We start from the raw sequence: 26,125 nt of genomic DNA on the forward strand, positions 1-26,125 counted from the left end.
GCGATGGCCGGACGTTCCGGCTCGATTCGCGGATGAGATCCGCTCCTACGGCTTGCCCCAACGCCGTGCCCATGTAGGAGCGCGCCCTGCGCGCGATTCGCGGGCAGGGCCCGCTCCTACGGTCCGCCGGAAGGCCGTGCATTTCATTTTCTGGCCGCCCAAGAAAAAGGGCCTCCGAACAGACTGTGTGAAAACACGCTGAGAGCAAGGCCAAGCCAACGCCCCGACTGGTTCGGGGCGTTGGCTTTTCTGGGGAACATCAGGCCATCAATTCGATCAAGCGACGAGCACCGAGTACCTGGATCGCACGCTTGAGGTTGTAGGCCTGCACGGCCAGGGCCATTTCCGTGCTGGCGCCCCCTAACTGCCGTAGCAGGAAGCGGCCGTTGCCAAATATCCACTGCTTCAGGTTGCCGAAGGGGTGTTCAACGATGGATCGGCGCTTGGTCATCATGTCCGGTCGGGCCTTCAGGCGTTGCTGCATACGCTCGAAAGCCGATTCATGGGCGTGACGGGTGAGATGACGGCGCTTGCTGTTCGTACAGCGCGACTGCAAAGGGCAAGCGCAGCAATCGCCGCTGATCGCGTAAATCCTCTCCATGCCGCGTACCTGCTTGAGGAGGAGCCACTGGCCTGCCGGGCACTGGTAGCGGTCGTGCTCCGCGTCGTAGGTAAAGACGCTGCGATCGAACAGCTCCATGCCCTTGCCGTGGTTGTTGATACCACGGTTCAGCGGCACATACGCGGTGATGCCCGCCTCTTCGCAAGCATGGAACTGCTCGCCATTGGAGTAACCGGCGTCTGCCGTGACCGTCAGCTGTGCCTGCGCCAGCACCGCTTGGCTGGCTTCGGCCATCGGCTGCAGTTGGCGAGTGTCATTGCCGCCCCGGGTCACCTCGTGGTGCAGCACTAGGCAATGCTTGTCATCGACGGCGCTTTGCACGTTGTAGGCGACCCGCGCCCCCTGCTGGGTTCGCATCAACTGGGCATCGGGCTCGCCGATCACGAATTGCTCCAGCCCCTGGGCCTGCATCAGGACCTGGCAGGTCAGGTTGTCAGCATGCCGAGCCTGCAACTGTTCGAGGGCGGTCTTGACGGCCCCCCGGTCGATCCCTTCGCCGGCTTCGGCGCGGTCGGCTTCATCCAGATCGCTCAGATAACGAGCAATCTCGGCCTCCAGTCTGGCTTGCTGACGCTTGAGCCGCGCCAGGCTCAAGTGCTTGCGTCGTGAAGCCACCGCCTGAAACTTGCTGCCATCGATAGCCACCAACTGACCACCGATCAGCCCGACCTGACGGCAGAACTGCACAAAGGCACGGCAGGTTGCCTGGAACGCCACACCGTTGTCTTTACGGAAATCGGCAATGGTCTTGAAGTCCGGTACCAATTGGCCCAGCAACCACATCACTTCGACATTGCGCTGGCACTCGGCCTCCAGTCGGCGCGAGGAACGGATTCGATGGAAGTAGCCATACAGGTACAGCTTGAGCAAGTCGGCCGGATCATAGGCCGGACGTCCAACCTTGCTAGCTCGCGCCTTGCTGAAGCCCAGTCTGTGCAAATCCAGCCGCGCCACGTAGGCCTCGATCACGCGGACCAGATGTTCTTCGGGGACCAGTTCATCCAGACACACTGGAAACAAGCTGCCCTGATCACGCCCTTCACCGCGGATATAGCCCATAAACGACAATGCCCGTATTGATCGATACGGGCATTGTCTTGGGCTTGCACTCAGACTGCTAGGTTTTCACACAGTCTGCGAAGAGGCCCTTTCTCATTGCGTCACCGCGCTCACGCGCCGCTGGCGACCGCGCCCTGCTCGCCTTTCGGCGCCAGGTCGAACACGCGGTACAGCACCACCAGCAGGACCAGGAAGGCCGGGCCGATGTACAGGGCGATGCGGGTGTCCTCGAAGAACGCCATCAGCGCCACCACCAGCACCAGGAAGGCCATGGCCAGGTAGGAGCTCAGCGGGTACAGCCACATGCGGAACTGCAGCTTGCCGGCCTCGGCCGGGCTCAGGCCGCGGCGGAACTTCAACTGCGCCAGCAGGATCATGGCCCAGGTCCAGATGGCGCCGAAAGTGGCGATGGAGGTCACCCAGGTGAACACTTTTTCCGGCACCAGGTAGTTCAGCAGCACGCCGAACAGCAGGGCGACGATCGACAGGATCAGCGCATTGCGCGGCACGCCGCCCTTGGAGGTCTTGGCGAAGACAGCCGGCGCCTGGCCGTGCTGGGCGAGGCTGTAGAGCATGCGCCCGGTGCTGAAGATGCCGCCGTTGCAGGACGACAGCGCGGCGGTGATCACCACGAAGTTGATGATGCCGGCGGCGGTCTTGATGCCCAGGCGCTCGAAGGTCATCACGAAGGGGCTGCCCTGGGTGCCGATCTCGTTCCACGGGTAGATCGACATGATCACGAAGAGCGCGCCGACGTAGAACAGCAGGATGCGCCAGAACACCGAGTTGATGGCGCCGGGGATGGTCTTCTGCGGGTTCTTCGCCTCGCCGGCGGTGAGGCCGATCATCTCCACGCCCAGGTAGGCGAACATCACCATCTGCAGCGACATCAGCACGCCGGTGATGCCGTGGGGCATGAAGCCGCCGTTGCTCCACAGGTTGGAAATGCCGGTGGCCACGCCGTCGTTGCCCAGGCCGAAGACGATCATGCCGCCGCCCACCAGGATCAGCGCGAGGATGGTGACGACCTTGATCAGGGCGAACCAGAACTCGAACTCGCCGAAGGCGCGCACCGCGATCAGGTTGATGGTGCCCATGCTCGCCAGGGCCGCCAGGGCCCAGATCCAGCGCGGCACCTCGGGGAACCAGATGCCCATGTAGATGGCCACCGCGGTGATCTCCGCGACGCAGGTCACCAGCCACAGGAACCAGTAGTTCCAGCCGGTCAGGTAGCCGGCCAGCGGGCCGAGGTAGTCCTGGGCGTAGCGGGCGAAGGAGCCGGCCACGGGGTTGTGCACGGCCATCTCGCCGAGGGCGCGCATGATGACCAGGATGGCCAGGCCGCCGATGATGTAGGAGAGCATGATGGCCGGGCCGGCCATCTGGATGGCCTTGGCGGAGCCGAGGAACAGGCCGACGCCGATGCAGGCGCCGAGTGCCATGAGACGGATGTGCCGCTCGTTGAGATCCCGTTGGAGATCATGGGACGACATGATGGTGCAACCTCGATTTTGTTGTTGGGTATATCAGCGGCGACTCGAAGCGCGGTCGGGATGAGGAAGGCCCGCGACGGAAAAAGCGCCGCCGCCGCGCCGGTGGGCACGGGGAAGGAGTCGTCTGGGGCCTTCCGGGACTGCACACCGGAAGAGGCTGCCCGTTCTTGTGGAACGGACGTGGGCATTGCGGGAGTGAACCACTGAGGTCGCCGCGGAGTGTTGCACAAGATTGCCGGAGCGTCTGCCCCCTTATGGTGCGAACGAGACCAAAGGCTTATTCGGCCGGCGCGGCCACCAGCAGCAGCGAGCAGGCCTCGCCGGTATCCGGCCGCCGCGGCTCGCGCAGGGCCAGCAGGCGCCAGCCGCAGGCGTGCAGCAGGGCCAGCCAGGACTCGAAGGTACGGAAGTACCAGGGCATGGGCTCGCGGAACTCCTCGCCCAGGGCGCTGAAGGTCTCCAGGCGCCAGCCGTCCTCGTAGGGCTCGTCGCCACAGGCGCTCCAGGGGTGCAGCGTCTGGATCAGCAAGCGCCCGCCCGGCGCCAGGCGCTGTGGCAGGCCACGCAGCAGGGACGCGAGGTCTTCGTCGAACAGGGCGAAGTTGCACACCAGTGCGTCGAACAGTCCCAGGTGCGCACCCGCCTCACCCACCAGCTCGGCCTGGCTGAGCACCTCGTAGCGCCCGCCCCCGGCCTGGCGCGCCGCCTCGATCAGCGCCGCCGAGGCATCGACGCCCACCACCTCGCAGCCCCGGGCCTCCAGCACCCGGCACAGCCAGCCCTCGCCGCAGCCGATGTCCAGCACCCGCCGCGGCGAACCCTCCAGCACGGCGCGGACGATGGCCTCGTCGGTGGCCAGGCGGCGGCTGTCGATGCGCTGCTCGCGCACCGCGCGGGTCCAGGCACTGGCGTTGCTGTCCCAGCTGTGGCGGATGCGGGGGGGTTGTCGGGCATGGTGGGGTCCGGTTTTGGGGGTGTCGACTTCATTCTAGGCAAAGGCTTTTCGTAGGAGCGAGCTTGCTCGCGAACCGTGTTTCCCGGTGGCTGCGGTGCTGGCCCTGAAGAGCGCCCTCTCCCTAACCCTCTCCCTGAAGGGAGAGGGGACCGTTGGGCAGAAACGGAGGCTCTGGAGTTAGCCGGCAACACCGAAAGTTTCCGGCTGAAACCACTCCTTCTCTCGGCACGGACAAGCCCCCTCTCCCTTCAGGGAGAGGGCTGGGGAGAGGGAGCGGTGTCACCCCCAGCACCAAAGCCACCGGGAAACACCGTTCGCGAGCAGGAACTGGGCGCCCCTCTCACAACCCCTTCGGCACCGCCAGCCCCTTGGTCGAAGGCCCCTGCTTCAACGGCTGCCGGCACCCCGCGTCGCTGAACGGCCCGGACAGCTGCGTCCAGCCTTCCCCCGGCGAGGTCTGGCTGCAGGTCAGGTGGCCGTCCAGGCGGCTCTGCCACAGGTAGAACGGCATGGGCGCGGCCTGGGCGGCCAGGCAGGCGATCAACGGCAGGAACAGCAGGAACGGGCGCATCGGACGGGCTTCCAGGTCACTCGTCGGCCATTGTCGCGGGCTGGGCCGGACGAAGGCACGACATTCAGCAGAATTTTCCCCGCCTACTACGCTCAAAGAAAGGGGAGGCCGCTGGCACGGGGGCTTTCGCGGCACCGGGATGGGTGCCGGTCGTCACGTCGGCGGAGACCACTTACTCAGGCTTTCGCAAGCATGGGCAGGTCGTGATATGGCGCATACGGAGCATACCGGTCAACTGCATTCTCAACCGGGCGTGCCGGAGCCTGGCTTTTCCCCGAAGAAACCCAGCCACCACCGTTTTCTGCTGCTGTTTCTCTTCGTCCTGCCCCTGCTGGCGGCGATGGGCGCGGCGCTGCTCTACGAGGCGCGCACTTCCAAGCTGCAGGCCCGCGAACTGGCGCGCCTGGCCGGCGACCTGACCTGGCAGGTCGGCGCCGGCGCCAGCGACCAGGTGGTCTACCCGAAGGACGGCCCCTTCGACCGCCGCCTGGGCTACCTGCAACTGCCGGACTTCCTGCAGCGCCTGCATGACCGCGACTTCGTCACCCTCGACCAGGCGCGCTTCTCCCCTGCCCTGCTGCAGTACGCCGGCTACGGCATGTTCCCGCCCTACGCCGAGAAGGCCCAGGCCGGCGTCGACATCAGTGACTGCCGCGGCCTGCCGATCTACAACTTCCGCTACCCGCAGCGCCTCTACGCCAGCTATGACGCCATCGCCCCGCTGATCGTGCAGAGCCTGCTGTACATCGAGAACCGCGACCTGCTCGACGCCAGCCGCCCCTACCTCAACCCGGCCATCGACTGGAGCCGCTTCACCCAGGCCGCGGTGGCCCAGGCCGGGCGCCTGGTGGGCATGGGCAACCACGCCCCCGGCGGCAGCACCCTGGCCACGCAGATCGAGAAGTACCGCCACTCGGTGGACGGCCGCACCAACTCCATCCGCGACAAGCTGCGGCAGATGGCCTCGGCCAGCGTGCGCGCCTACCAGGGCGGCGCCGAGAACCTGCCGGCGCGGCGCAACGTGGTGCTCACCTACCTCAACTCGGTGCCGCTCTCGGCGCAGCCGGGCTACGGCGAGGTCAGCGGCCTGCCCGACGGCCTGTGGATCTGGTACGGCACCGACTACCAGGAGGTCAACCGCCTGCTCGCCGCGCCCGCCGGCACGGGCGCCGAGCTGGAGGCCCAGGGCCGGGCGCTACGCCAGGTGGTGTCGCTGATGATCGCCCACCGCCGCCCCTCCTACTACCTGTCGCGCGGGCGCAAGCCGCTGGGCGAGCTGACCGACAGCTACCTGCGCCTGCTGGCCCAGGCCGGGGTGATCGAGGCGCCGCTGCGCGATGCCGCGCTGGCCCAGCGCCTGGAGTTCCGCGACCCGCAGAACCAGCCGACGGTGCAGCCGCTGGAGCCGAACAAGGGCGTGAGCCTGGCCCGCACCCGCCTGGCCGGCATGCTCAACGTGCCGCTGTATGACCTGGACCGCCTCGACCTGACCTTCAGCACCACCCTGCAGGACGAGCTGCAGAACAAGGTCAGCGCCTACCTCAAGCAACTGGCCGACGCGGACTTCGCCTCGCAGATCGGCCTGTTCGGCGAGCACCTGCTGTCCAAGGACAAGACCGCCGACGTGCGCTACAGCTTCGTGCTGTTCGAGCGCACCGCCGACGGCAACCGCGTGCGCGTGCAGACCGACAGCACCGACCAGCCCTTCGACATCAACGAGGGCAGCAAGCTGGAACTGGGCTCCACCGCCAAGCTGCGGGTGCTGTCCAACTACCTGGAGCGCGTCGCCGACCTGTACCGCGCCTACACCGGCAAGCCCGCCGCCGAGTTGCGCAAGGTGCCGGTGGAGCCGCTGGACTTCATCACCCGCTGGTCCATCGACTACCTGGTCGCCAACCCCAACGCCGACCTCTCGGCCATGCTCGCCGCGGCCATGCAGCGCAAGTACTCGGCCAGCCCCTACGAGAGCTTCTTCACCGGCGGCGGCGTGCACACCTTCTCCAACTTCCGCCGGGAGGACAACGGGCGCATCCCCACCCTGCTCGAAGCCCTGCGCGAGTCCATCAACCTGCCCTTCGTGCGCCTGCTGCGCGACCTGGTGCGCCACGACATGTACCAGAAGGACGGCAACAAGCTGACCGTGCTGCAGGACGACAAGGACCCGCGCCGGCAGCTGTACCTGGACCGCTTCGTCGACCAGGAGAGCCGCGTCTACCTGCTGCGCTTCTGGCAGAAGTACCGCGGGCAGAACGCCGACGAGCGCCTGGACACCTTCCTCGACGGCCTGCGCCCCTGGCCGGTGCGCCTGGCGGCGATCCACCGCTACCTGCAGCCCCGGGCCGACCAGGCGAGCTTCGCCGCCTTCCTCCAGGACCGCCTGAAGCAGAGCCACTACACCGGCGAGAAGCTCACCGACAAGCGCATCGCCGACCTCTACACCCGCTACGGCCCCGGCGCCTACGACCTCAACGACCAGGGCTACGTGGCCCGCGTGCACCCGCTGGAGCTGTGGCTGCTGGGCTACCTGCAACGCCAGCCGCAAGCCAGCTTCGCCGACGCGGTGGCCGCCAGCAACGCCGAGCGCAAGCAGGTCTACGGCTGGCTGTACAAGTCGCGCTACAAGGCCGCCCGCGACAAGCGCATCCGCATCATGCTGGAGGTGGAGGCCTTCCTCGACATCCACCAGCAATGGAAGCAACTGGGCTACCCCTTCGACCACCTGGTGCCCTCGCTGGCCACCGCCCTGGGCAGCTCCGGCGACCGCCCGGCGGCGCTGGCCGAGCTGATGGGCATCATCCTCAACGACGGCGTGCGCCTGCCGACCCTGCGCATCGACAGCCTGCACTTCGCCGCCGGCACGCCCTACGAGGTGAGCCTGGCGCCGCAGGCCAACGTCGGCACCCGGGTGATGACCTCGGAGGTGGCCAGCACCCTGCGCGACTCGCTGTCCCAGGTGGTCGACCAGGGCACCGCGCGGCGCCTGTCCGGCAGCTTCCGCCGCGACGACGGCAGCGCGCTGGTGATGGGCGGCAAGACCGGCACCGGCGACAACCGCATCGAAAGCTTCACCCGCGGCGGTGCGGTGAAGAGCTCGCGCTCGCTGAACCGCACCGCGACCTTCGTGTTCTACCTCGGCCCGCGGCACTTCGGCACCCTCACCGCCTACGTCGCCGGCAGCGCCTCGAGCAACTTCAAGTTCACCTCGGCGCTGCCGGTACAGGTGCTCAAGGGCATGGCGCCGATGCTGCAGCACTACCTGGAGCCGGGCACCGAGTGCCATGCGCCCCAGGACACCCTGCGGGTGAGCTGGCTATGAGGCCGGCGGCCGGCGCCCAGCGCGCCGCCGCGGCCTGAACCCGGGAAAGGCCAGGGAAGCACGGCGCCAAGGGTTCGGCGCCGGGAGGTCCGGCCGGCCGTCAGCATGACCTGGCGCGGCGCCCCTTGCCGCGCGGGTCCGGGAGCCGGAGGGCACCGCCATGCCGCGCCGCCATGCGAACCTCAGGGACCAGGAACAGGCACTGCTGCGCCAGCGCCGTGCCCAGGCCGGCATCGACGTGCCGAGCGACTTCAGTTGGGGCCTGGCCCTCTCCGGCGGCGGCGTGCGCAGCGCCACCTTCAACTTCGGCCTGCTGCGGGCGCTGGCGAAGAACCACGTGCTCAAGCGCTTCGACTACCTGTCCACGGTCTCCGGCGGCGGCTACGTCGGCGCCATGCTCGGCCGCCTGTACGGCCCCGCCCAGGGCGCCCGCGAGGTGGAGAACGGTCTGGCGGCGGACGATTCGCTGCTGCTCTGGTGGCTGCGCAACAACGGCCGCTACCTGGCCCCGGCCGGCGGCCGCGACCTGCTGATGGCCGGCGCCTCGATGCTGCGCGGCTTCATGGCCACCCAGCTGGAGATCGGCATCCTGCTGCTGTGCATCGGCATGTTCACGGTGCTGCCCCACGTGCTGCTGGCTCTGGTGGGCACGCCGCCGGTGTTCCTCGGCAACCTCTGGTCGCTGTGGTTCCTCGTCGTGCCGCTGTTGCTGCTGGCCGCCGGCGCGCTGTGCTGGGCCTACTGGTTCAGCCGCGACCGCCAGGACCACGCCCTGCGCGACCTGCTCTCGGTGCTGCTGGCCCTGCTCGCCGCGCTGGCCCTGGCGGTGCAGGGCCTGTGGCCGCAGCTGCAGAGCGACATCGAGCTGGGCCCGCGGCTGCTGGCCTACGCCACCCTGGTCGGCGCCCTGCTGATCGCCCCGCTGGGCTGGCTGCTGCGCCTGCCGCTGCGTGCCTGCCCGCCGGACCAGCAGCGCCTGCGCCTGACCCACTGGCTGGGCTGGGTGCTGCTGGGCGGCGCCGGGGTCCTGCTGCTGGGCGCCTGCGAGGCGGCGACCTGGCACTTGGTCGTGCGCCTGCGCGAGAGCGGCAACTTCACCCTGGTCTCCTCTGGCGTGCTGGGCTCCACGGGCCTGGCTGTGGTGCTGTTGCGCGCCCTGCTGCCGACGCTGCTGGAGCGCCTGCGCCAGCAGGGCCTGCCCACGGCCTATGGCAGCCAGCTGGCCAACCTGCTGGGCCTGGCCCTGCTGGCGTTCCTGCTGCTGGCCTGGCTGACGCTGCTGCAGGCCTTCCTCTACCTGGGCGGCAACCTGCTCAGCCCCGGCGCCGCCATGCAGCCCTGGCTGCCGCTGCTGTACTGGGCCCTGGTGCTGGCCGCGCTGGGCTTCTACATCGGCATCAGCGGCGCCAACCTCACCCAGCTGAACCTCGCCTCGCTGCACTACTTCTACCGCTCGCGCCTGGCCCGCACCTACATCGCGGTGGCCAACCACGGCGGCCCCGAGGCGCGCTTCCCGGCCTCGCTGCTGGTGCCGGCCGAGCGCCGGCTGATCGAGGGCATCGAGTCGCTGCGGGAAATCCTCCCCGGCGACGACGTGGCCCTGGGCGACTACCAGCCGCACGCCTACGGCGGGCCGCTGCACCTGATCAACTGCTGCATCAACCAGACCCTCGACGACCGCACCCACAGCTACAACGCCGACCGCAAGGGCGTGGCGCTGACCGTCAGCGCCCTGGGCGTGGAGACCGGCACCCACGGCCCGCGGCCGCCCGAGGGCATGGAGCACGGCAGCCTGGCGCAATGGGCGACCATCTCCGGCGCCGCGCTGAGCACCGGCATGGGCTCGCGCACCAGCACCGGGCTGGCCGCGCTGGTGTTCATGACCGGCCTGCGCCTGGGCTTCTGGCTGCCCAACCCGACCCGCGCCGCCGAAACCGGCTGGCGCGCGCGCCTGGCCAAGTACCTGGCCACCCGCGCCGAGATGCTCGCCCAGTTCCCCGGCCTGCGCGCGCCCTTCTGGTACCTGTCCGACGGCGGCCACTTCGACAACAGCGGCGTCTACGCCCTGCTCAAGCGCGAGGTCGACCTGATCGTCGCCAGCGACTGCGGCGCCGACCCGCGCTACCTGTTCGAGGACCTGGAGAACCTGGTGCGCAAGGCCAAGATCGACTACGACGCCGACATCGAATTCATCGACCCGCAGAGCCTGGCCCGCGTCTCCGGCGACGACACCCGCGCCCTGCTGTTCGGCACCCCGGAGTCCATCTCGCCGGATTGCGGCCGCGAGTACCTGCTGCTGGCGCGCATCACCTACGCCAGCCACAGGCGCGGCACCCTGCTGGTGGTCAAGCCGCACCGCTGCGACTCGCCGCTGCTGGAGCTGCCCTTCGACCTGGTGGGCTACGCCGACCGCAACCCGGCCTTCCCGCAGCAGGGCACCGACGACCAGTTCTTCGACGAAAGCCAGTGGGAGGCCTACCACCAACTGGGCCTGGCCCTGGGCTCGGTGCTCAGCCGCGACCTCCTCCAGCGCCTGCCCGGCTGGACCGACCTGGCCAGCATCGTGACCCTCACCGCGGTCGGCCAGCCGGCCCCGGCCAACGCCCCGAACCGCCGCCAGCGCATCGCCCAGAACGTACGCACCACCCTCGGCGTGGGCCTTTCCGCCAGCCTGGTGGTGGCGCTCTGGCAGGGCCTGGAGCAGTACCGCGGCAGCATCGCCGACAGCGAGTCGAAGTACGCCAGCCAGCTGGAGGCCATCGCCGACCTCTACGCCAAGGGCAACAAGGTCAGCGACGCCCTGCGCACGCGTATCGGCCACCTGGAGAACTTCGCCAGCCGCAACGGCCTGTCGGTGGAGTTCGCCAGCGACATGCGCACCCTGTTCGAGCGCGCCAGCACGGCCTGCGCCAACGGCACCGAGTCGGCCGACTGCGACTACCTGCGCCAGCTCACCAGCGACCCGCACCCCAACAGCCCGGTGCAGCAATACTGGTTCGGCTTCACCCCGCTGCCGGAAGACAACCCGGCGCTGGCCAGCGCCCCGCCGCCCCTCCGCCACCACCACCCGCGGCGCCGGCATCGGCGCCGCCGGTCGCCGCCGAGATGGCGCCACCACCGGCCATGACCGCCGGCGCCGAACCCGCGACGGAGCCGGCGAACAACCCCTGCGTACGCGAAGGGCGGCGGCCGGTGGTGCTCTACACGCAGATCTACTCGTCCGACGAGCAGCGCCCGGCGCGGGACTTCCTCAAGCTGCTGGAAGGCAGCGGCATCAGCACCCCGGGCATCGAGAACGTGGTCAGCGCCGCCACCCGCCGCGGCTCGCCCCCGCCGCTGCCCTGGCCGCGGCCGACCTTCATCTACCACGCCCGCCGCGACGGCGAATGCGCACGCTGGCTGGCGCAGAAGTTCAGCGACAAGGCCGTGGCCCTGCCCCTGGCGGCAAGCCTGCAGGCCTCGCCCGGGGTGATCGAGTTCTGGCTGCCGGCGCAGGCGAAGCCCAACTGAGGTGACACCGAAATGCTCCTACGAAAAGCCATGCGCCCCGGTATGGTAGGAGCGCGCCCTGCGCGCGATTTCGCGGGCAGGGCCCGCTCCTACAGGTTGCCGGGAGACACGGTATTCCTCCCCGTAGGAGCGGACCTTGTCCGCGATAGCCGGCCATCCCGGCGCGATTCGCGGATGAGATCCGCTCCTACGCTGCCCCACCCACGCCATTCCCATGTAGGAGCGCGCCCTGCGCGCGATTTCGCGGGCAGGGCCCGCTCCTACAGGTTGCCGGGAGACACGGTATTCCTCCCCCGTAGGAGCGGACCTTGTCCGCGATAGCCGGCCATCCCGGCGCGATTCGCGGATGAGATCCGCTCCTACGCTGCCCCACCCACGCCATTCCCATGTAGGAGCGCGCCCTGCGCGCGATTTCGCGGGCAGGGCCCGCTCCTACAGGTTGCCGGGAAACACGGTATTCCTCCCCCGTAGGAGCGGACCTTGTCCGCGATAGCCGGCCATCCCGGCGCGATTCGCGGATGAGATCCGCTCCTACGCTGCCCCACCCACGCCATTCCCATGTAGGAGCGCGCCCTGCGCGCGATTTCGCGGGCAGGGCCCGCTCCCACAGGTTGCCGGGGTATCGGTCACGCCGGACCATCCGCTCGACCCTTCCCGCGCACCATCTGCACGTAGAGCTTCTCCACCTGCTCCCGCGCCCAGGGCGTGCGGCGCAGGAAGGTCAGGCTGGACTTGATGCTGGGCTCGCTCTTGAAGCAGCGGATGTCGATGCGCTTGGCCAATCCCTCCCAGCCGTACTGCTCCAGCAGGCGTTCGAGGATGGCCTGCAGGGTGATGCCGTGCAGCGGGTCCTTGGGTGTTTCGCTCATGGTCGGGCTTCGTCGATGCGGGAAATGCGCGCACCTTAGCAGCAAGCCGCCAGGCGCGCAGCCCAGGCGCAGACAGGCGCCCGGCGCGCGGCGTAGAATGGCCGCCGCGACCGCCGCATCCCCCATACCTACAACGACTCCTCTTCGCCCGCCCGCGCCCGGCCCCTCGACGCCGGGGCATCGCGCGTGGCCGGGGGTTCGGCCTGAGCCCCACCCCCACTCAGGATTCCCATGCACAACCGGCAAGACACCCGCACCGGCAGTTGGCTGAACGTCATCGCCCTGGCCATCGCCGCCTTCATCTTCAACACCACCGAGTTCGTCCCGGTAGGCCTGCTCAGCGACATCGGCCGCAGCTTCGACATGCGCCCCGAGCAGGCCGGGCTGATGCTCACCCTGTACGCCTGGGTGGTGTCGCTCACCTCGCTACCGCTGATGCTGGCCACGCGCAACATGGAGCGACGGCGCCTGCTGGTGGCGATCTTCTGCCTGTTCATCGGCAGCCACCTACTCTCCGGCGTCGCCTGGAGCTTCACCACGCTGATGCTCAGCCGCTTCGGCATCGCCTTCGCCCACGCGGTGTTCTGGTCGATCACCGCCTCCCTGGCGGTGCGCGTGGCGCCGCCCGGCCAGCAGGCGAAAGCCCTGGGCCTGCTGGCCACCGGCACCATCCTGGCGATGGTCCTGGGCATCCCCCTGGGCCGCGTGCTGGGCGAGGCCATGGGCTGGCGCGCGACCTTCCTGGCCATCGCCGGCGTGTCGCTGCTGGTGGTGCTCTGGCTGGCCCGTGCGCTGCCGCTGCTGCCCAGCCAGAACTCCGGCTCGCTGCGCAGCCTGCCGGTGCTGCTGCGGCGCCCGGCGCTGGTGTCGCTGTACGTGCTCACCGTGCTGGTGATCACCGCGCAGTTCACCGCCTACAGCTACATCGAGCCCTTCGCCCGCGAGGTGGCCGCGCTGGACAGCCAGCGCACCACCCTGCTGCTCCTGCTGTTCGGCGGCGCCGGGCTGTTCGGCTCGATCCTCTTCAGCCGCTACAGCGAGCGCTTCCCGCGGGCCTTCCCGTGCATCGCCATCGCGGTGCTGGGCAGTTGCCTGCTGCTGCTCCTGCCGCTGGCCCGCGAGCCCCTGGCGCTGCTCGGCCTGAGCCTGTTCTGGGGCGCCGCCATCCTCTGCTTCGGCCTGGCCCTGCAGGCCAAGGTGCTGATGCTGGCCCACGACGCCACCGACGTGGCCATGGCCATGTTCTCCGGGCTGTACAACGTCGGCATCGGCGGCGGCGCGCTGCTGGGCAGCCGGGTGGTCGGCGGCATCGGCCTGGCGCAGATCGGCAACGTCGGCGGCGCCGTGGCCATGGCGGGCCTGGCGCTGTGCCTGTTCGCCTGCTGGCGTTATGCCCAGGCGCTGCGCGGCGGGCACCCATGAAAAAGGCCGCGGCCCCTTGCGGGACCGCGGCCTTGGGTACAGCTCAGCGGATCAGCGGCCGGTGGCTGGGGCCGAGGCCGGCAGGTGGGCCTCGCCGTACTCCGCTTCGGCTTCGTCGAAGCGCTGCTGCATGGCCCTGGACGGGGCCGGGCCGAGCAGGCTGAAGGCCACGATGGCGATGCTGGAGAACAGGAAGCCGGGGATGATCTCGTACAGGCCGAGCCAGCCGAACTGCTTCCAGACGATCACGGTGACCGCGCCGACCAGCATGCCGGCCAGGGCGCCGTTGCGGTTCATGCGCTTCCACAGCACCGAGAACAGCACCAGCGGGCCGAAGGCGGCGCCGAAGCCGGCCCAGGCGTAGGACACCAGGCCCAGCACGCGGTTTTCCGGGTTGGCCGCCAGGGCGATGGCGATCAGCGCCACCAGCAGCACCATGGCGCGGCCGACCCAGACCAGCTCGAGCTGGCTGGCGTTCTTGCGCAGGAAGGCCTTGTAGAAGTCCTCGGTCAGCGCCGAGGAGCATACCAGCAGCTGGCAGCTCAGGGTGCTCATCACCGCGGCGAGGATGGCCGACAGCAGCACGCCGGCGATCCACGGGTTGAAGAGGATCTTCGCCAGCTCGATGAACACCCGCTCATGGTTCTCGGTGACCGCGCCGGCCTGTTCCGGGTTGGCCTGGAAGTAGGCGATGCCGAAGAAGCCCACGGCCACGGCGCCGCCCAGGCAGAGGATCATCCAGGTCATGGAGATGCGGCGCGCGGCCGGGATCGACTTCACCGAGTCGGCGGCCATGAAGCGCGCCAGGATATGCGGCTGGCCGAAGTAGCCCAGGCCCCAGGCCATCAGCGAGATCACGCCGATGAAGGAGGCGCCCTTGAGCATGTCGAAGTTGGCCGCGTCCTTCAGCTCGATGGCGGCGAAGGTCGGTTCCACGCCGCCGGTGGCGAACAGCACGATGATCGGGGTGAGGATCAGCGCGAAGATCATCAGCGAGGCCTGCACGGTGTCGGTCCAGCTCACCGCCAGGAAGCCGCCGACGAAGGTGTAGGCGATGGTCGCGGCGGCGCCGGCCCACAGGGCGGTCTCGTAGGACATGCCGAAGGTGCTTTCGAACAGGCGGGCGCCGGCGACGATGCCCGAGGCGCAGTAGATGGTGAAGAACACCAGGATGACCACCGCCGAGAGCACGCGCAGGATGCGGCTGTTGTCCTCGAAGCGGTTGGTGAAGTAGTCGGGGAGCGTCAGGGCGTTGCCGTTGTGCTCGGTGTGCACGCGCAGGCGGCCGGCGACGAACAGCCAGTTCAGGTAGGCGCCGACGATCAGGCCGATGGCGATCCAGCTTTCGGAGATGCCGGAGAGGTAGATCGCCCCCGGCAGGCCCATCAGCAACCAGCCGCTCATGTCCGAGGCGCCGGCCGAAAGGGCCGTGACGAAGCTGCCGAGGCTGCGGCCGCCGAGGATGTAGTCGGAGAAGTTGTTGGTGGAACGGTAGGCGGCGAGTCCGATCAGGACCATGGCCGCGATGTAGATCACGAACGTGACCAGTGTTGGCGTGTTGACGCTCATGGGGGCTCCCCTAACGCTTGTTTTTATCCAGGCCCGGTGGGTAACCCGGGCCCTTGCTCGTCGGGGCTGGCGCTGTTGGCGCCGGTCCCCCTGCCGTGCCGTTCGGCACGACGGGGTGGCAGCGGTCTTGCGCAAGCGCCGCTGCCACCCCTGTCGCCATCCGTCGCGGTTGCACCACGCGGGCGGCTGATTCTTCGGCGCCCCCTCACCAGTCCCGGGGCGGCCTTCGCACAGTGCCCGGCGCACGTCCGGGGACGCGCGCGGGCGGCGGATTCTAGCGCAAGGAAAAGCCCTTGTTGCACCGAATCGCCGAACGGTTGCACTCAGGTGCAACCCGCACAAGCGAATGGCGGAATCTAGTGGCACCCTGCCCCGGCATTCTTGCGAAAAGCTCTGGACTTCTTGCGAAAAACTCCACGGCACGCTGCCGATGAACCTGGCTTGAGCCTTGCCGCTAGCACTTTCGGGTCTTAAGACACTTGATTTTCAAACCCCATGAAATGTTATGTTATAACAAACCGTTTTAAAGCCGCCCCACCGAGCGGCCCGCCAAGCCCCGACCTTGAGCCTTCGCACAACCCGAACCGGCACGGGAGGGGCGCGTTCTGCCCGCAAAAAACCAAGGAGCCCACCGATGTCCCCGTCCCGCCCCCTGCCCCGCTGGCCACTGGCGCCACTGACCCTCGCCCTGTTCGCCGTTCCCGCCCTGGCCGACACCCGCCCCGCCGCCCTGCCGGACCAGGTGATCACCGCCAACCCGCTGGGCGAGGTGCAACCCGCCGCCCCAGCAGCGTGCTGCAGGGCGATGAGCTGACGCTGCGCCAGAAAGGCAGCCTGGGCGAGACGCTCGATGGCCTGCCGGGGGTGTCCTCCACCTGGTTCGGGCCCGGCGCCAGCCGGCCGATCATCCGCGGCATGGACGGCGACCGCATCCGCGTGCTGCGCAACGGCGTGGGCGCGCTGGACGCCTCGTCGCTGTCCTACGACCACGCCGTGCCGGAGGACCCCAACGTAGTCGAGCGCATCGAGGTGGTCCGCGGCCCGGCCGCCCTGCTCTACGGCGGCAACGCCATCGGCGGGGTGGTCAACAGCTTCGACAACCGCATCCCCAGCGAACCGGTGGACGGCGTGCACGGCCAGGGCGAGCTGCGCTACGGCGGCGCCGACACCACCCGCAGCGCGGCCGGCGCGCTGGAGGCCGGCGACGGCAACTTCGCCCTGCACCTGGACGCCGGCTCCCGCGAGTTCAACGACCTGCGCATTCCCGGCTACGCCCACTCCAGCCGCCAGCGCGCCCTCGACGGCGACGACGCCAGGCACCGCGTCGAGAACAGCGACGGCCGCCAGGACAGCGGCGCCATCGGCGGCAGCTACCACTGGGAGCACGGCTACGCCGGCCTGTCCTACAGCGGCTACGACAGCAACTACGGTTCCCCGGCCGAGGACGACGTGCGCCTGAAGATGCAGCAGGACCGCTACGCCTTCGCCTCGGAAATCCGCGACCTCGAAGGCCCGTTCAGCTCGGTGAAGCTGGATGCCGCCTACACCGAGTACCAGCACAAGGAGATCGAGGACGGCGAGACCGGCACCACCTTCAAGAACGACGGCTACGAGGCGCGCATCGAGGCCCGCCACAAGCCTATCGGCTCGCTGCAGGGGGTGGTCGGCGCGCAGGTGGCCAACAGCCGCTTCTCGGCCCTGGGCGAAGAGGCCTTCGTGCCGCACACCGAGACCGACAGCGCGGCGCTGTTCTTCCTGGAGAACTGGCAGGCCACCGAGCGTCTGGCGCTGAGCTTCGGCGGCCGCGTCGAACACAGCCGCATCGACCCGGACGCCAAGGGCAACGAACGCTTCGCCGAAAACGACGGCGGCCGCAGCTTCACCGCCGGCAGCCTGTCCTCCGGCGCGGTGTACCAGCTGACGCCGATCTGGGCCCTGGCCGCCACCCTCAGCTACACCGAGCGCGCGCCGACCTTCTACGAGCTGTACGCCAACGGCCCCCACGCCGCCACCGGCACCTTCGAGGTGGGCGACGCCGACGCGGACAAGGAGAAGGCGGTTTCCACCGACCTGGCCCTGCGCTTCGACAACGGCGTGCACAAGGGCAGCGTCGGCGTGTTCTACAGCCGCTTCTCCAACTACATCGGCCTGCTCGCCAGCGGCCGCTACCGCGACGAGGAAGGCGAAGTGGTCGCCGCCGACAGCGACGAGGCCCTGCCGGAATACCTCTACAGCGGCGTGCGCGCAGAGTTCTACGGCGTCGAGGCGCAGGACCGCATCCACCTGCTGGAAAGCCCCTACGGCAACTTCGACCTGGAACTGTCCGGCGACTACACCCGGGCGAAGAACCGCGACACCGGCCAGCCGCTGCCGCGCATCGCCCCGCTGCGCCTGAACAGCGCGCTGATCTGGGACCTGCAGCAATGGCAGGCGCGCCTGGACGTGGAACACGCCGCCTCGCAGCACCGGGTGCCGGACGAGGAATTCGCCACCGACGGCTACACCACCCTGGGCGCCAGCGTCGGCTACAAATTCGACGTGGGTGGCAGCCAGTGGCTGGCCTTCGTCAAGGGCGAGAACCTGACCAACCAGACGGTGCGCTACGCCAGCTCCATCCTGCGCGACAGCGTGCCGGCGCCGGGGCGCGGCATCGAGGCGGGGGTGAAGGTGGCGTTCTGAAGAACGTAGGGCGAATAACGCCCCGCGTTATCCGCCGTTTGGCCTTGGCCTCATCCCGCTCGCTGCCGAGCACGGAGCCGCCGTCAAAGCCGCGCCAGGCTCAACCACGCAATGGCCGGCAAGGAAGGTGTAGCGGCGGATAACCGCGAACGGTTATTCGCCCTACGTCCATGGTCGGCCTGGCGTAGGGCGCATAACGCCTACGGCGTTATCCGCCGTTTGGCCTTGGCCTCACCCCGCTCGCTGCCGAGCACGGAGCCGCCGTCAAAGCCGTGCCAGGCTCAACCACGCAATGGCCGGCAAGGAAGGTGTAGCGGCGGATAACCGCGAACGGTTATTCGCCCTACGTCCATGGCGGGCCTGGCGTAGGGCGAATAACGCTCCGCGTTATCCGCCGCTTGGCCTTGGCCTCACCCCGCTCGCTGCCGAGCACGGAGCCGCCGCTACTGCCGCATCCCCCGCCCGCTCACCAGCAGGCGTATGCAGAAGAAGTAGAGGATCACCGTCGCCACCAGCATGAACACCAGCGCCGTGCCGATCGGGATGTCCGACACCCCGAGGATGCCGAAGCGGAAGGCGTTGACCATGTGCAGGATGGGGTTGGCCAGCGACACCGTCTGCCAGAACGCCGGCAGCATGTGGATGGAGTAGAACACCCCGCCCAGGTAGGTCAGCGGCGTCAGCACGAAGGTCGGGATGATCGAGATGTCGTCGAAGTTGCGGGCGAACACCGCGTTGACGAAGCCGCCCATGGAGAAGATGGTGGCCGTCAGCACCACCACCAGCACGGTGATGCCCAGGTGGTGCACCTGCAGCTTGGTGAAGAACAGCGACAGCACCGTGACGATGATGCCCACCGCCAGCCCGCGCAACACACCGCCCACGGTGTAGCCGAGGAGGATGGTGTGCGGCGACACCGGCGACACCAGCAGTTCCTCGATGGAGCGCTGGAACTTGCTGCCGAAGAAGCTCGACACCACGTTGCCGTAGGCGTTGGTGATCACCGACATCATGATCAGCCCCGGCACTATGTACTGCATGTAGCTGAAGCCGCCCATGCCGCCGATCTGCCGGCCGATCAGGTTGCCGAAGATGACGAAGTACAGAACCATGGTGATCGCCGGGGGCAGCAGGGTCTGCGGCCAGATGCGGGTGAAACGGCGGACTTCGCGGTAGACGATGGTGTTCAGGGCCACCCAGTTGGCGCGCAGCTCGCTCATACCGCCACCTTCGACAGGTTTTTCTCGACCAGCGACACGAACAGCTCCTCCAGACGGTTGGTCTTGTTGCGCAGGCTCAGCACCTCGATGCCCTGCGCGTTGAGCGCGGCGAACAGGCCGTTGATGCCGGCCGCCTTGTCCACCTGCACCTCCAAGGTGTGGTCGTCCAGCAGCCGCGCCGGGTAGCCGGGCAGTTGCGGGAGCTGGGCCACGGCGCCCTTGAGGTCGAGCACGAAGGTCTCCACGTGCAGCTGGGTCAGCAGCTTGCGCATGCTGGTGTTCTCGACGATGGTGCCGTGGTCGATGATGGCGATGTTGCGGCAGAGCTGCTCGGCCTCCTCCAGGTAGTGGGTGGTGAGGATGATGCTGATGCCCTTCTGGTTCAGTTCGGTGAGGAAGTTCCACATCGAGCGGCGCAGCTCTATGTCCACCCCGGCGGTGGGTTCGTCGAGGATCAGCAGGCGCGGCTCGTGGATCAGCGCGCGGGCGATCATCAGCCGGCGCTTCATGCCGCCGGACAGCTCCCGCGAGGCCGAGTTGCGCTTGTCCCACAGGCCCAGCTGGTTGAGGTACTTCTCGGCGCGTTCCTTGGCGATCTTCGCCGGGATGCCGTAGTAACCCGCCTGGGTCACGACGATGTCGAAGACCTTCTCGAACTGGTTGAAGTTGAACTCCTGGGGCACCACGCCCAGGCAGCGCTTGACCTTCAGCGGCTCGCGGTCGAGGTCGTGGCCGAACACCGTGACCGTGCCGCTGGTCTTGTTCACCAGGGTCGAGAGGATGCCGATGGTGGTGGACTTGCCGGCGCCGTTGGGGCCGAGCAGGGCGAAGAAATCGCCCTCGGCGACGTCCAGGTCGATCCCCTTGAGGGCCTGGAAACCGTTGCCGTAGGTTTTCGTCAGTTGACGGAGGGTAAGCGCGGAACTCATGGAATTTCCCGTGGCTGGGCGGCGCAGAAAATGGAACAGCTAGATAAGGGCCGGCGCCGGCAAATGCAACCTTCGCCGGCGTCGCGGGCGGCTCAGGTCAGCGCGGTCATCACCGCCGCGCGGTAGGCCGGGCGCTCGCGCAGGCGGGCGTACCAGGCCTCCAGGTGCGGCATCGGCGGGCGCTGGATGGGCATCTCGAACCAGGCGTAGATGAAGCTGCCCAGGGGGATGTCGCCCATGCCGAAGCGCTCGCCGGACAAGTATGGCTGGCGCGCCAGGGCCTGCTCGGGCACCGCCAGGGCCTCCACGCAGGCCTCGATGCCGGCGGCGATGGCGGCCTGGTCACGCAGCTCCGGCGGGGTGCGCAGGGTACCCCAGAACACCGTGCGGAAGGGCCCGGCGAAGGTCGAGGTGGTCCAGTCCATCCACTTCTCGGCGCTGGCGCGCTGCTGCAGGTCCTGCAGGTAGAGGCTGCCCGCGGCGTATTTGGCCGCCAGGTAGCGGACGATGGCGTTGGACTCCCAGAGCACGAAGTCGCCATCCTCGAGGGTCGGCACCACGCCGTTGGGGTTGAGCGCGCGGTAGGCCGGCTCGTTCACCACGCCGAAAGCGCCGCCGGCGTCGATGCGCTGGTAGGCCACCCCGGCCTCCTCGGCGCACCACAGCGCCTTGCGCACGTTGGACGAATTCTTGCGGCCCCAGATCTTCAGCATGGCGTTCAGCCTCTTCTTGTTCGGCGGGTGGGCGCGGCCGAGGCAGGTCGGCCGGTGGATGCGAGCACCCTACCGGTCGGCGCGGCAAGAAGAAAGGCATGCGGACTGATGATGACTATCGATTGCCTTCATGCTTCGGCGCTTCGGCCTGCATGTCGCCGGACAACGGCGTGGGGCCGGCGTCGAACAGGTGCGGGTAGCAGGCCCGCAGGTGGCTGAAGAAGAACGCCTCGGGGATGTCGGCGAACTGGCCATGGTCGCACAGGTACTCCATGTGCCGCCGGCCGCCCTGGTCGAATTCGTGGAAGACGCTGTCCTGGCGCCCGTCGAACTCCAGCGGCAGAACGCCGAAGGCTTCGCACAGCTCGCGGTTGAAGGCCGGCGTGGCCTTCACCCAGCGGCCGTCCAGGTACAGCTCGGTGTAGCCGTGCATGGCGAACGTCTCGCTGCGCAGCAGCTCCACCATGCGCCCGCTGGCCAGGTGGTTCTTCACGTCGGCCAGGCCGATGCGCGCGGGGATGCCGCACAGGCGCGCGCAAGCCGCCAGCAGCGCGGCCTTGGGCACGCAGTAGGACTGCCCGGCCTGCAGCGCGTGGCTGGCCTTGAGCGTCTGCGCATCGAGGCTGAACACGTAGGGGTTGTAGCGGATGCCGTCGCGCACCGCGTAGTACAGCGCCACCGCCTGCTCGCGCGGCTGCGTCGAGGCGCCGCGGTGCCGGCGGGCGAACTCGACCACCGCGGGGTGGTCACTATCCAGGTAGCGGCCGGGTTCGAGGTAAGCCTGCATGGGGGAATCTCCTTCACGGTTCCGGCCAGTCTAAACAGCCCGTCCGCACGCCGTGGAGGACGATCCGGCCAAGCTCGCCGAGGAAGGCGCCAACACCCGGCTAAGCTCAAGGGGATCGTCCTGTCGTTCGTCATGGAGGAAAGCGCATGTTGTTGCTCTGGTTGATCGTTCTCGTGCTCGGCGTCGCCTGGCTCGCCCACCGCCGCGTGGCGCCGGCCCCGGCGCTGGGCATCGTCGCCGTGTACCTGGTCTTCATGGGCCTGTTCAGCCACGCCCACGGCTGGATGGTCCTGCTCTGGCTGCCGTGGCTGGCGGTGGCCGCCGCCCTGGCCCTGCCCGAACTGCGCCGCAAGCTGTTCAGCGGCCCGCTGTACGCCTGGTTCAAGCAGGTGCTGCCGCCGATGTCCGACACCGAGCGCGAGGCCATCGAGGCCGGCACCGTGTGGTGGGACGGCGACCTGTTCAGCGGCCGCCCGGACTGGAGCAAGCTGCTGGGCGCCCCGGCGCCGCAGCTGAGCGAGGAGGAACAGGCCTTCATCGACGGCCCCACCGAACAGCTCTGCGCCATGGTCGACGACTGGGACATTTCCCGGCGCATGGACCTGCCGCCCGAGGCCTGGGCCTTCATCAAGGAACAGGGCTTCTTCGGCCTGATCATTCCCAGGGAGTATGGCGGCAAGGGCTTCTCCGCCTTCGCCCACTCCCAGGTGGTGATGAAGCTGGCCAGCCGCAGCGGCGACCTGGCCTCCACCGTGATGGTGCCCAACTCCCTGGGCCCGGCCGAGCTGCTGCTGCACTACGGCACCGACGAGCAGCGCCAGCGCTACCTGCCGGGCCTGGCGCGCGGCGAGGAAATCCCCTGCTTCGGCCTGACCAGCCCGCAGGCCGGCTCCGACGCCGGCGGCATGACCGACATCGGCATCGTCTGCAAGGGCCAGTGGCAGGGAGAGGAAGTGCTCGGCCTGCGCCTGACCTGGGAGAAGCGCTACATCACCCTGGGCCCGGTGGCCACACTGCTGGGCCTGGCCTTCAAGTGCCATGACCCGGACCACCTGCTGGGCGGCGAGGAAGACCTGGGCATCACCCTGGCCCTGGTGCCCACCGACACCCCCGGGGTGGAGATCGGCCGGCGCCACGTGCCGCTGGGCGCGGCCTTCATGAACGGACCGAATTCTGGCAAGGACGTGTTCCTGCCGCTGGACTGCATCATCGGCGGCCAGGCCATGATCGGCAAAGGCTGGATGATGCTGATGAACTGCCTGTCGGTGGGCCGCTCCATCTCCCTGCCGGCGGTGGGCACCAGCGCGGCCAAGGGCTGCAGCTACAGCAGCGGGCGCTACGCGCAGATCCGCGAGCAGTTCAACGTGCCCATCGGCGCCTTCGAAGGCATCCAGGAGGCCCTCGGGCGCATCGGCGGCAACGCCTGGATGATGGACTGCGCGCGCATCCTCACCGCCCACGCGGTGGACCTGGGCGAGAAGCCCTCGGTGCTCTCGGCCATCCTCAAGTACCACCTCACCGAGCGCGGCCGCGAGTGCATCAGCCACGCCATGGACATCCACGGCGGCAAGGGCATCATCCTCGGCCCGCGCAACTACCTGGGCCGCGCCTGGCAGACGGCGCCGATCTTCATCACCGTGGAAGGCGCCAACATCCTCTCGCGCAACCTGATGATCTTCGGCCAGGGCGCCATCCGCTGCCATCCCTTCGTGCTCAGGGAAATGGCCCTGGCCCAGCAGGAGGACCAGGGCCACGCCGCCCACGAGTTCGACCGCCTGCTGCTCAGGCACATCGGCTTCGCGGTGAGCAACGCCGCCAGCAGCCTGCTGCTGGGCCTGGGCTTCGGCCGCTTCGACCACGTGCCCGGCGACCGCGTGGCGCGCCCCTACTTCCGCGCGGTGAACCGCCTGGCGGCCAGCTTCGCCATGCTCGCCGACTTCAGCATGATGCTGCTGGGCGGCGAACTGAAGCGCAAGGAACGCCTCTCGGCGCGCCTGGGCGACGCCCTCAGCCACCTCTACCTGGCCTCGGCGGCGCTCAAGCGCTACCACGACCTGAACCACGCCGAACACCTGCAACCGCTGCTGCGCTGGGCCCTGGAGGAAAACCTGGCGAAAGCCGAGGAGGCCCTGGCCGCGCTGCTGGAGAACTTCCCCAACCGCATCGCCGGCTGCCTGCTCAAGCTCCTGGTGTTCCCCCTGGGCCGCCGCCACAAGGGCCCGGGCGACGCGCTGGACGCGGAGATCGCCGGCATCCTCGGCCGCCCGCTGGAAGACCCGGCGCTGCAGGCGATCCTCTACGGCGCCTTCCTGCCCACCGCCGAGGGCGACCCGCTGGCCGACCTGGAGCGCGCCCTCACCGCCCTGCGCGAGGCGGCGCCCTTGCAGAAGCAGCTGCACAAGGCGCTCAAGGAAGGCAGGCTGCGGCCCGCGCCCGGCCAGTCGCCGATCGACGCCGCGGTGGCCGCGCGGGTGCTGGACGAAGCCCAGGGCCAGCAGCTGCACGCCGCGGAAGCGGCCCGGCGCCAGGTGATCGACGTCGACGACTTCGCCAAGGAGGAACTCGGCCAGCCGGGCAAGGTCTGACCTCGCAGAACCCTTCCCTACCCCATGAAGGGAGCAGTACGCCAAGGGCGCCGACACGGCGCCCTTGGCGTTTTCGGCCTGCGGGGCTGCCAGGGCCGGCGGATGGGTGCACACTGGCAGGGAATGGCAACCGGGAGAACGCCCATGCGCATCCTGACCATCCTTCTCCTCGGCCTGGCCGTGGCGGCCACGGCCCAGGCCGACTCCTGGCTCTACCCCAGCCGCAACAGCCCGCCGCCGGCGCCGCTGGTCGACCTGGACGCGCAACAGCAGCAGATCGACAGCCTGCAGCGCCAGGCCGAGCAGCGCCGCGCCCAGCAGCAGGACCAGCGCCTGCAGTACGAGGACCAGCGCCTGCAGCTCAAGCAGCAACAGCTCAAGGACCAGCAGCAGTCCCTGGACCGCCAGCGCCAGCAACAGCGCCTGCAGGACCAGACGATCGAGCGCCAGCGCACCGACCTGCAACAGTTCCGCCTGCAGCAGCAACAGCAGCAGCTCGACATGCAGCGGCGGATGATCGACAACCAGCGCCGGCAGACCCAGTCGCGGCCGCTCCGTTGAACGGCGGCGCGCGGCGGGGCGGCGAAACCCGATATACTCCGCCCCCGTTTCAGCCGTTTCCGCAGAGGACCCCACCATGGCCAGCGCCTACCTTGACCACCACCTCGCCCTACTGCAGCACCTGCGCATGATCCTTGGCGCCCTGGGCGAAGCCGAGCAGGTCCCGGAGGAGAACCACGGCCTGTTCCTCGAGCGCTTCGACGAACTGCTGGAGGAACTGCCGCGCGACCCGGTGGGCGCCCAGTACCTGGGCCAGGACCTGATTGCCCAGACCTTCCATCGCTACCCACAGATCGCCCACCTGGTGCCGCGCGACCTGCTGTGGTTCTTCGGCGGCGACTGCCTGCACTTCATGCCCGACGAAGAAATCGACATGTACCAGCAGCTGGACGAACGCCGCTTCGCCGCCGAGGAAAACGGCGTGCCCTTCGACTGGAACAAGGAAAAGGCCCTGCTGGCGCTGCCGGAAGACGCGCCCAAGCATTGAGCCGACACCGGGGCGCCACGTAGGGCGAATAACGCGAAGCGTTATCCGCCGATCGCGGACAGAGTCCGCTCCTACGCCGCCCCACCCACGCCATTTCCATTGTAGGAGCGCGCCCTGCGCGCGAAATCGCGGGCAGGGCCCGCTCCTACAGGTTGCTGGCAGGCACGGCATACCGTCTTCCCGCAGGAGCGGACTCCGTCCGCGATCCAGCCATCAGGCCGCCCTACCCCTCTTCCGGCACCCGTATCCGGTGGCAATCCTTGATCTCCCGCAGCGCCAGGGTCGACTGGATCGAGGCGATCCCCGGCTGCTTGCGCAGCACCTTCTCGACGAACTCCGCGTAGGCGTCCAGGTCCTTCTCCAGCACCTGCAGGAGGAAGTCCGCGTCGCCGGTGATCTTGTGGCACGCCAGCACCTCCGGCAGCTCGCGCACGGTCGCCTCGAAGCGGTCCGAGGCGTCGTCGGAATGGGCGGCGAAGCGCACGTGGACGAAGGCCAGGATGTCCAGGCCCAGGCGCCGGCGGTCGAGGTTGGCCTGGTAGTCGCGGATGTAGCCCTCCTCCTCCAGGCGCTTGCGCCGCCGCCAGCAGGGCGTGACGCTCAGCGCCAGGCGCTCGCTCAGCTCGGCGTTGGACAGGCTGGCGTCCTCCTGCAGCAGGCGCAGCATCGCCAGGTCGGTGGCATCCAGGCCGGCCAGGCTGGAATTTCTTTTCTTCATTCCCTTCATCCTGAGTCTGTCTTTGCGCAGAAGACTAGCCCATGCAGTCGGAAAGCACAG

Annotated in this window: 18 protein-coding genes and 1 pseudogene; 8 read left to right on the plus strand and 11 right to left on the minus strand. The window is 68.6% G+C overall.

Annotated elements, in window-relative coordinates:
* Positions 1–259: 259 nt before the first annotated feature.
* From PKO50_RS20685 to PKO50_RS20700, 4 genes are all read right to left on the minus strand, one after another.
* Positions 260–1,681: an IS1182 family transposase gene (locus tag PKO50_RS20685; protein WP_275627111.1), complete on the minus strand. Its 1,422-nt coding sequence runs from the start codon at positions 1,679–1,681 to the stop codon at positions 260–262.
* A 110-nt stretch (positions 1,682–1,791) separates the two neighbouring features.
* Complete coding sequence (locus PKO50_RS20690) at positions 1,792–3,174, minus strand: amino acid permease (RefSeq protein ID WP_275627112.1); 1,383 nt, start codon at positions 3,172–3,174, stop codon at positions 1,792–1,794.
* Between the two features lie 277 nt (positions 3,175–3,451).
* Positions 3,452–4,063 carry a class I SAM-dependent methyltransferase gene (locus PKO50_RS20695; protein WP_275627113.1) on the minus strand — a complete coding sequence of 204 codons (612 nt, stop codon included), beginning with the start codon at positions 4,061–4,063 and terminating at the stop codon, positions 3,452–3,454.
* A gap of 406 nt (positions 4,064–4,469) precedes the next feature.
* Positions 4,470–4,700, minus strand: coding sequence for a hypothetical protein (locus PKO50_RS20700; protein ID WP_109933481.1), 231 nt, complete (start codon positions 4,698–4,700; stop codon positions 4,470–4,472).
* A gap of 304 nt (positions 4,701–5,004) precedes the next feature.
* Here PKO50_RS20700 and PKO50_RS20705 point away from each other — a divergent pair, with 304 nt between their 5' ends.
* The 3 genes from PKO50_RS20705 to PKO50_RS20715 all read left to right on the plus strand — a co-directional run bounded on the left by PKO50_RS20705 (position 5,005) and on the right by PKO50_RS20715 (position 11,526).
* Positions 5,005–8,016, plus strand: coding sequence for a transglycosylase domain-containing protein (locus tag PKO50_RS20705; protein ID WP_275630507.1), 3,012 nt, complete (start codon positions 5,005–5,007; stop codon positions 8,014–8,016).
* Positions 8,017–8,176: 160 nt separating this feature from the next.
* Complete coding sequence (locus PKO50_RS20710; RefSeq protein WP_275627114.1) at positions 8,177–11,143, plus strand: patatin-like phospholipase family protein; 2,967 nt, start codon at positions 8,177–8,179, stop codon at positions 11,141–11,143.
* Positions 11,122–11,526, plus strand: coding sequence for a hypothetical protein (locus tag PKO50_RS20715; protein WP_275627115.1), 405 nt, complete (start codon positions 11,122–11,124; stop codon positions 11,524–11,526). Before PKO50_RS20710 ends, PKO50_RS20715 begins: the two co-directional genes overlap by 22 nt.
* A 626-nt stretch (positions 11,527–12,152) precedes the next feature.
* On the opposite strand, the gene PKO50_RS20720 is transcribed toward PKO50_RS20715, so the two are convergent.
* Complete coding sequence (locus tag PKO50_RS20720; RefSeq protein WP_109933127.1) at positions 12,153–12,395, minus strand: VF530 family protein; 243 nt, start codon at positions 12,393–12,395, stop codon at positions 12,153–12,155.
* A 231-nt stretch (positions 12,396–12,626) separates the two neighbouring features.
* On the opposite strand from PKO50_RS20720, the gene PKO50_RS20725 reads away from it, so the two are divergent.
* A complete protein-coding gene (locus tag PKO50_RS20725) occupies positions 12,627–13,817 on the plus strand; it encodes a sugar transporter (protein WP_275627116.1) in 1,191 nt (396 codons plus the stop codon).
* Between the two features lie 51 nt (positions 13,818–13,868).
* Here the strand turns inward: PKO50_RS20725 and putP are convergent, their stop codons facing one another.
* Positions 13,869–15,386: a sodium/proline symporter PutP gene (putP, locus tag PKO50_RS20730; RefSeq protein ID WP_109933129.1), complete on the minus strand. Its 1,518-nt coding sequence runs from the start codon at positions 15,384–15,386 to the stop codon at positions 13,869–13,871.
* 634 nt (positions 15,387–16,020) lie between these two features.
* Between putP and PKO50_RS20735 the strand changes: the two are divergent.
* Positions 16,021–18,065: pseudogene (locus PKO50_RS20735) on the plus strand (TonB-dependent receptor).
* Positions 18,066–18,508: 443 nt separating this feature from the next.
* Here PKO50_RS20735 and PKO50_RS20740 read toward each other — a convergent pair.
* From PKO50_RS20740 to PKO50_RS20755, 4 genes are all read right to left on the minus strand, one after another.
* Complete coding sequence (locus tag PKO50_RS20740) at positions 18,509–19,285, minus strand: ABC transporter permease (RefSeq protein WP_109936359.1); 777 nt, start codon at positions 19,283–19,285, stop codon at positions 18,509–18,511.
* Complete coding sequence (locus PKO50_RS20745) at positions 19,282–20,214, minus strand: ABC transporter ATP-binding protein (protein WP_109936358.1); 933 nt, start codon at positions 20,212–20,214, stop codon at positions 19,282–19,284. The genes PKO50_RS20740 and PKO50_RS20745 overlap by 4 nt, the downstream gene beginning before the upstream one ends.
* 92 nt (positions 20,215–20,306) lie before the next feature.
* Positions 20,307–20,927 carry a glutathione S-transferase gene (locus PKO50_RS20750; protein WP_275627117.1) on the minus strand — a complete coding sequence of 207 codons (621 nt, stop codon included), beginning with the start codon at positions 20,925–20,927 and terminating at the stop codon, positions 20,307–20,309.
* A 115-nt stretch (positions 20,928–21,042) separates the two neighbouring features.
* Positions 21,043–21,714, minus strand: coding sequence for a transglutaminase family protein (locus PKO50_RS20755; protein ID WP_089391654.1), 672 nt, complete (start codon positions 21,712–21,714; stop codon positions 21,043–21,045).
* Positions 21,715–21,860: 146 nt separating this feature from the next.
* Here PKO50_RS20755 and PKO50_RS20760 point away from each other — a divergent pair, with 146 nt between their 5' ends.
* The 3 genes from PKO50_RS20760 to PKO50_RS20770 all read left to right on the plus strand — a co-directional run bounded on the left by PKO50_RS20760 (position 21,861) and on the right by PKO50_RS20770 (position 25,347).
* Positions 21,861–24,299: an acyl-CoA dehydrogenase gene (locus PKO50_RS20760; protein ID WP_275627118.1), complete on the plus strand. Its 2,439-nt coding sequence runs from the start codon at positions 21,861–21,863 to the stop codon at positions 24,297–24,299.
* A 144-nt stretch (positions 24,300–24,443) separates the two neighbouring features.
* A complete protein-coding gene (locus PKO50_RS20765; RefSeq protein ID WP_275627119.1) occupies positions 24,444–24,860 on the plus strand; it encodes a PA2816 family glutamine-rich protein in 417 nt (138 codons plus the stop codon).
* Between the two features lie 76 nt (positions 24,861–24,936).
* Positions 24,937–25,347, plus strand: a complete 411-nt coding sequence (locus tag PKO50_RS20770; RefSeq protein WP_275627120.1) for a PA2817 family protein — start codon at positions 24,937–24,939, stop codon at positions 25,345–25,347.
* 223 nt (positions 25,348–25,570) lie between these two features.
* Here PKO50_RS20770 and PKO50_RS20775 read toward each other — a convergent pair whose 3' ends face one another.
* Positions 25,571–26,065, minus strand: coding sequence for an Lrp/AsnC family transcriptional regulator (locus PKO50_RS20775; RefSeq protein WP_275627121.1), 495 nt, complete (start codon positions 26,063–26,065; stop codon positions 25,571–25,573).
* Positions 26,066–26,125: the final 60 nt, after the last annotated feature.

The organism is Pseudomonas sp. 273 (assembly GCF_029201425.1).
In the GTDB taxonomy this organism is placed as follows: domain Bacteria; phylum Pseudomonadota; class Gammaproteobacteria; order Pseudomonadales; family Pseudomonadaceae; genus Pseudomonas; species Pseudomonas delhiensis.

Excerpts from the sequence above, each read along its gene's own strand:
- PKO50_RS20685 (WP_275627111.1), bottom strand. The coding sequence starts at position 1,681 with ATGGGCTATATCCGCGGTGAAGGGCGTGATCAGGGCAGCTTGTTTCCA.
- PKO50_RS20690 (WP_275627112.1), bottom strand. The coding sequence starts at position 3,174 with ATGTCGTCCCATGATCTCCAACGGGATCTCAACGAGCGGCACATCCGT.
- PKO50_RS20700 (WP_109933481.1), bottom strand. The coding sequence starts at position 4,700 with ATGCGCCCGTTCCTGCTGTTCCTGCCGTTGATCGCCTGCCTGGCCGCC.
- PKO50_RS20710 (WP_275627114.1), top strand. The coding sequence starts at position 8,177 with ATGCCGCGCCGCCATGCGAACCTCAGGGACCAGGAACAGGCACTGCTG.
- PKO50_RS20715 (WP_275627115.1), top strand. The coding sequence starts at position 11,122 with ATGGCGCCACCACCGGCCATGACCGCCGGCGCCGAACCCGCGACGGAG.
- PKO50_RS20720 (WP_109933127.1), bottom strand. The coding sequence starts at position 12,395 with ATGAGCGAAACACCCAAGGACCCGCTGCACGGCATCACCCTGCAGGCC.
- PKO50_RS20725 (WP_275627116.1), top strand. The coding sequence starts at position 12,627 with ATGCACAACCGGCAAGACACCCGCACCGGCAGTTGGCTGAACGTCATC.
- putP (WP_109933129.1), bottom strand. The coding sequence starts at position 15,386 with ATGAGCGTCAACACGCCAACACTGGTCACGTTCGTGATCTACATCGCG.
- PKO50_RS20740 (WP_109936359.1), bottom strand. The coding sequence starts at position 19,285 with ATGAGCGAGCTGCGCGCCAACTGGGTGGCCCTGAACACCATCGTCTAC.
- PKO50_RS20745 (WP_109936358.1), bottom strand. The coding sequence starts at position 20,214 with ATGAGTTCCGCGCTTACCCTCCGTCAACTGACGAAAACCTACGGCAAC.
- PKO50_RS20750 (WP_275627117.1), bottom strand. The coding sequence starts at position 20,927 with ATGCTGAAGATCTGGGGCCGCAAGAATTCGTCCAACGTGCGCAAGGCG.
- PKO50_RS20755 (WP_089391654.1), bottom strand. The coding sequence starts at position 21,714 with ATGCAGGCTTACCTCGAACCCGGCCGCTACCTGGATAGTGACCACCCC.
- PKO50_RS20760 (WP_275627118.1), top strand. The coding sequence starts at position 21,861 with ATGTTGTTGCTCTGGTTGATCGTTCTCGTGCTCGGCGTCGCCTGGCTC.
- PKO50_RS20765 (WP_275627119.1), top strand. The coding sequence starts at position 24,444 with ATGCGCATCCTGACCATCCTTCTCCTCGGCCTGGCCGTGGCGGCCACG.
- PKO50_RS20770 (WP_275627120.1), top strand. The coding sequence starts at position 24,937 with ATGGCCAGCGCCTACCTTGACCACCACCTCGCCCTACTGCAGCACCTG.
- PKO50_RS20775 (WP_275627121.1), bottom strand. The coding sequence starts at position 26,065 with ATGAAGAAAAGAAATTCCAGCCTGGCCGGCCTGGATGCCACCGACCTG.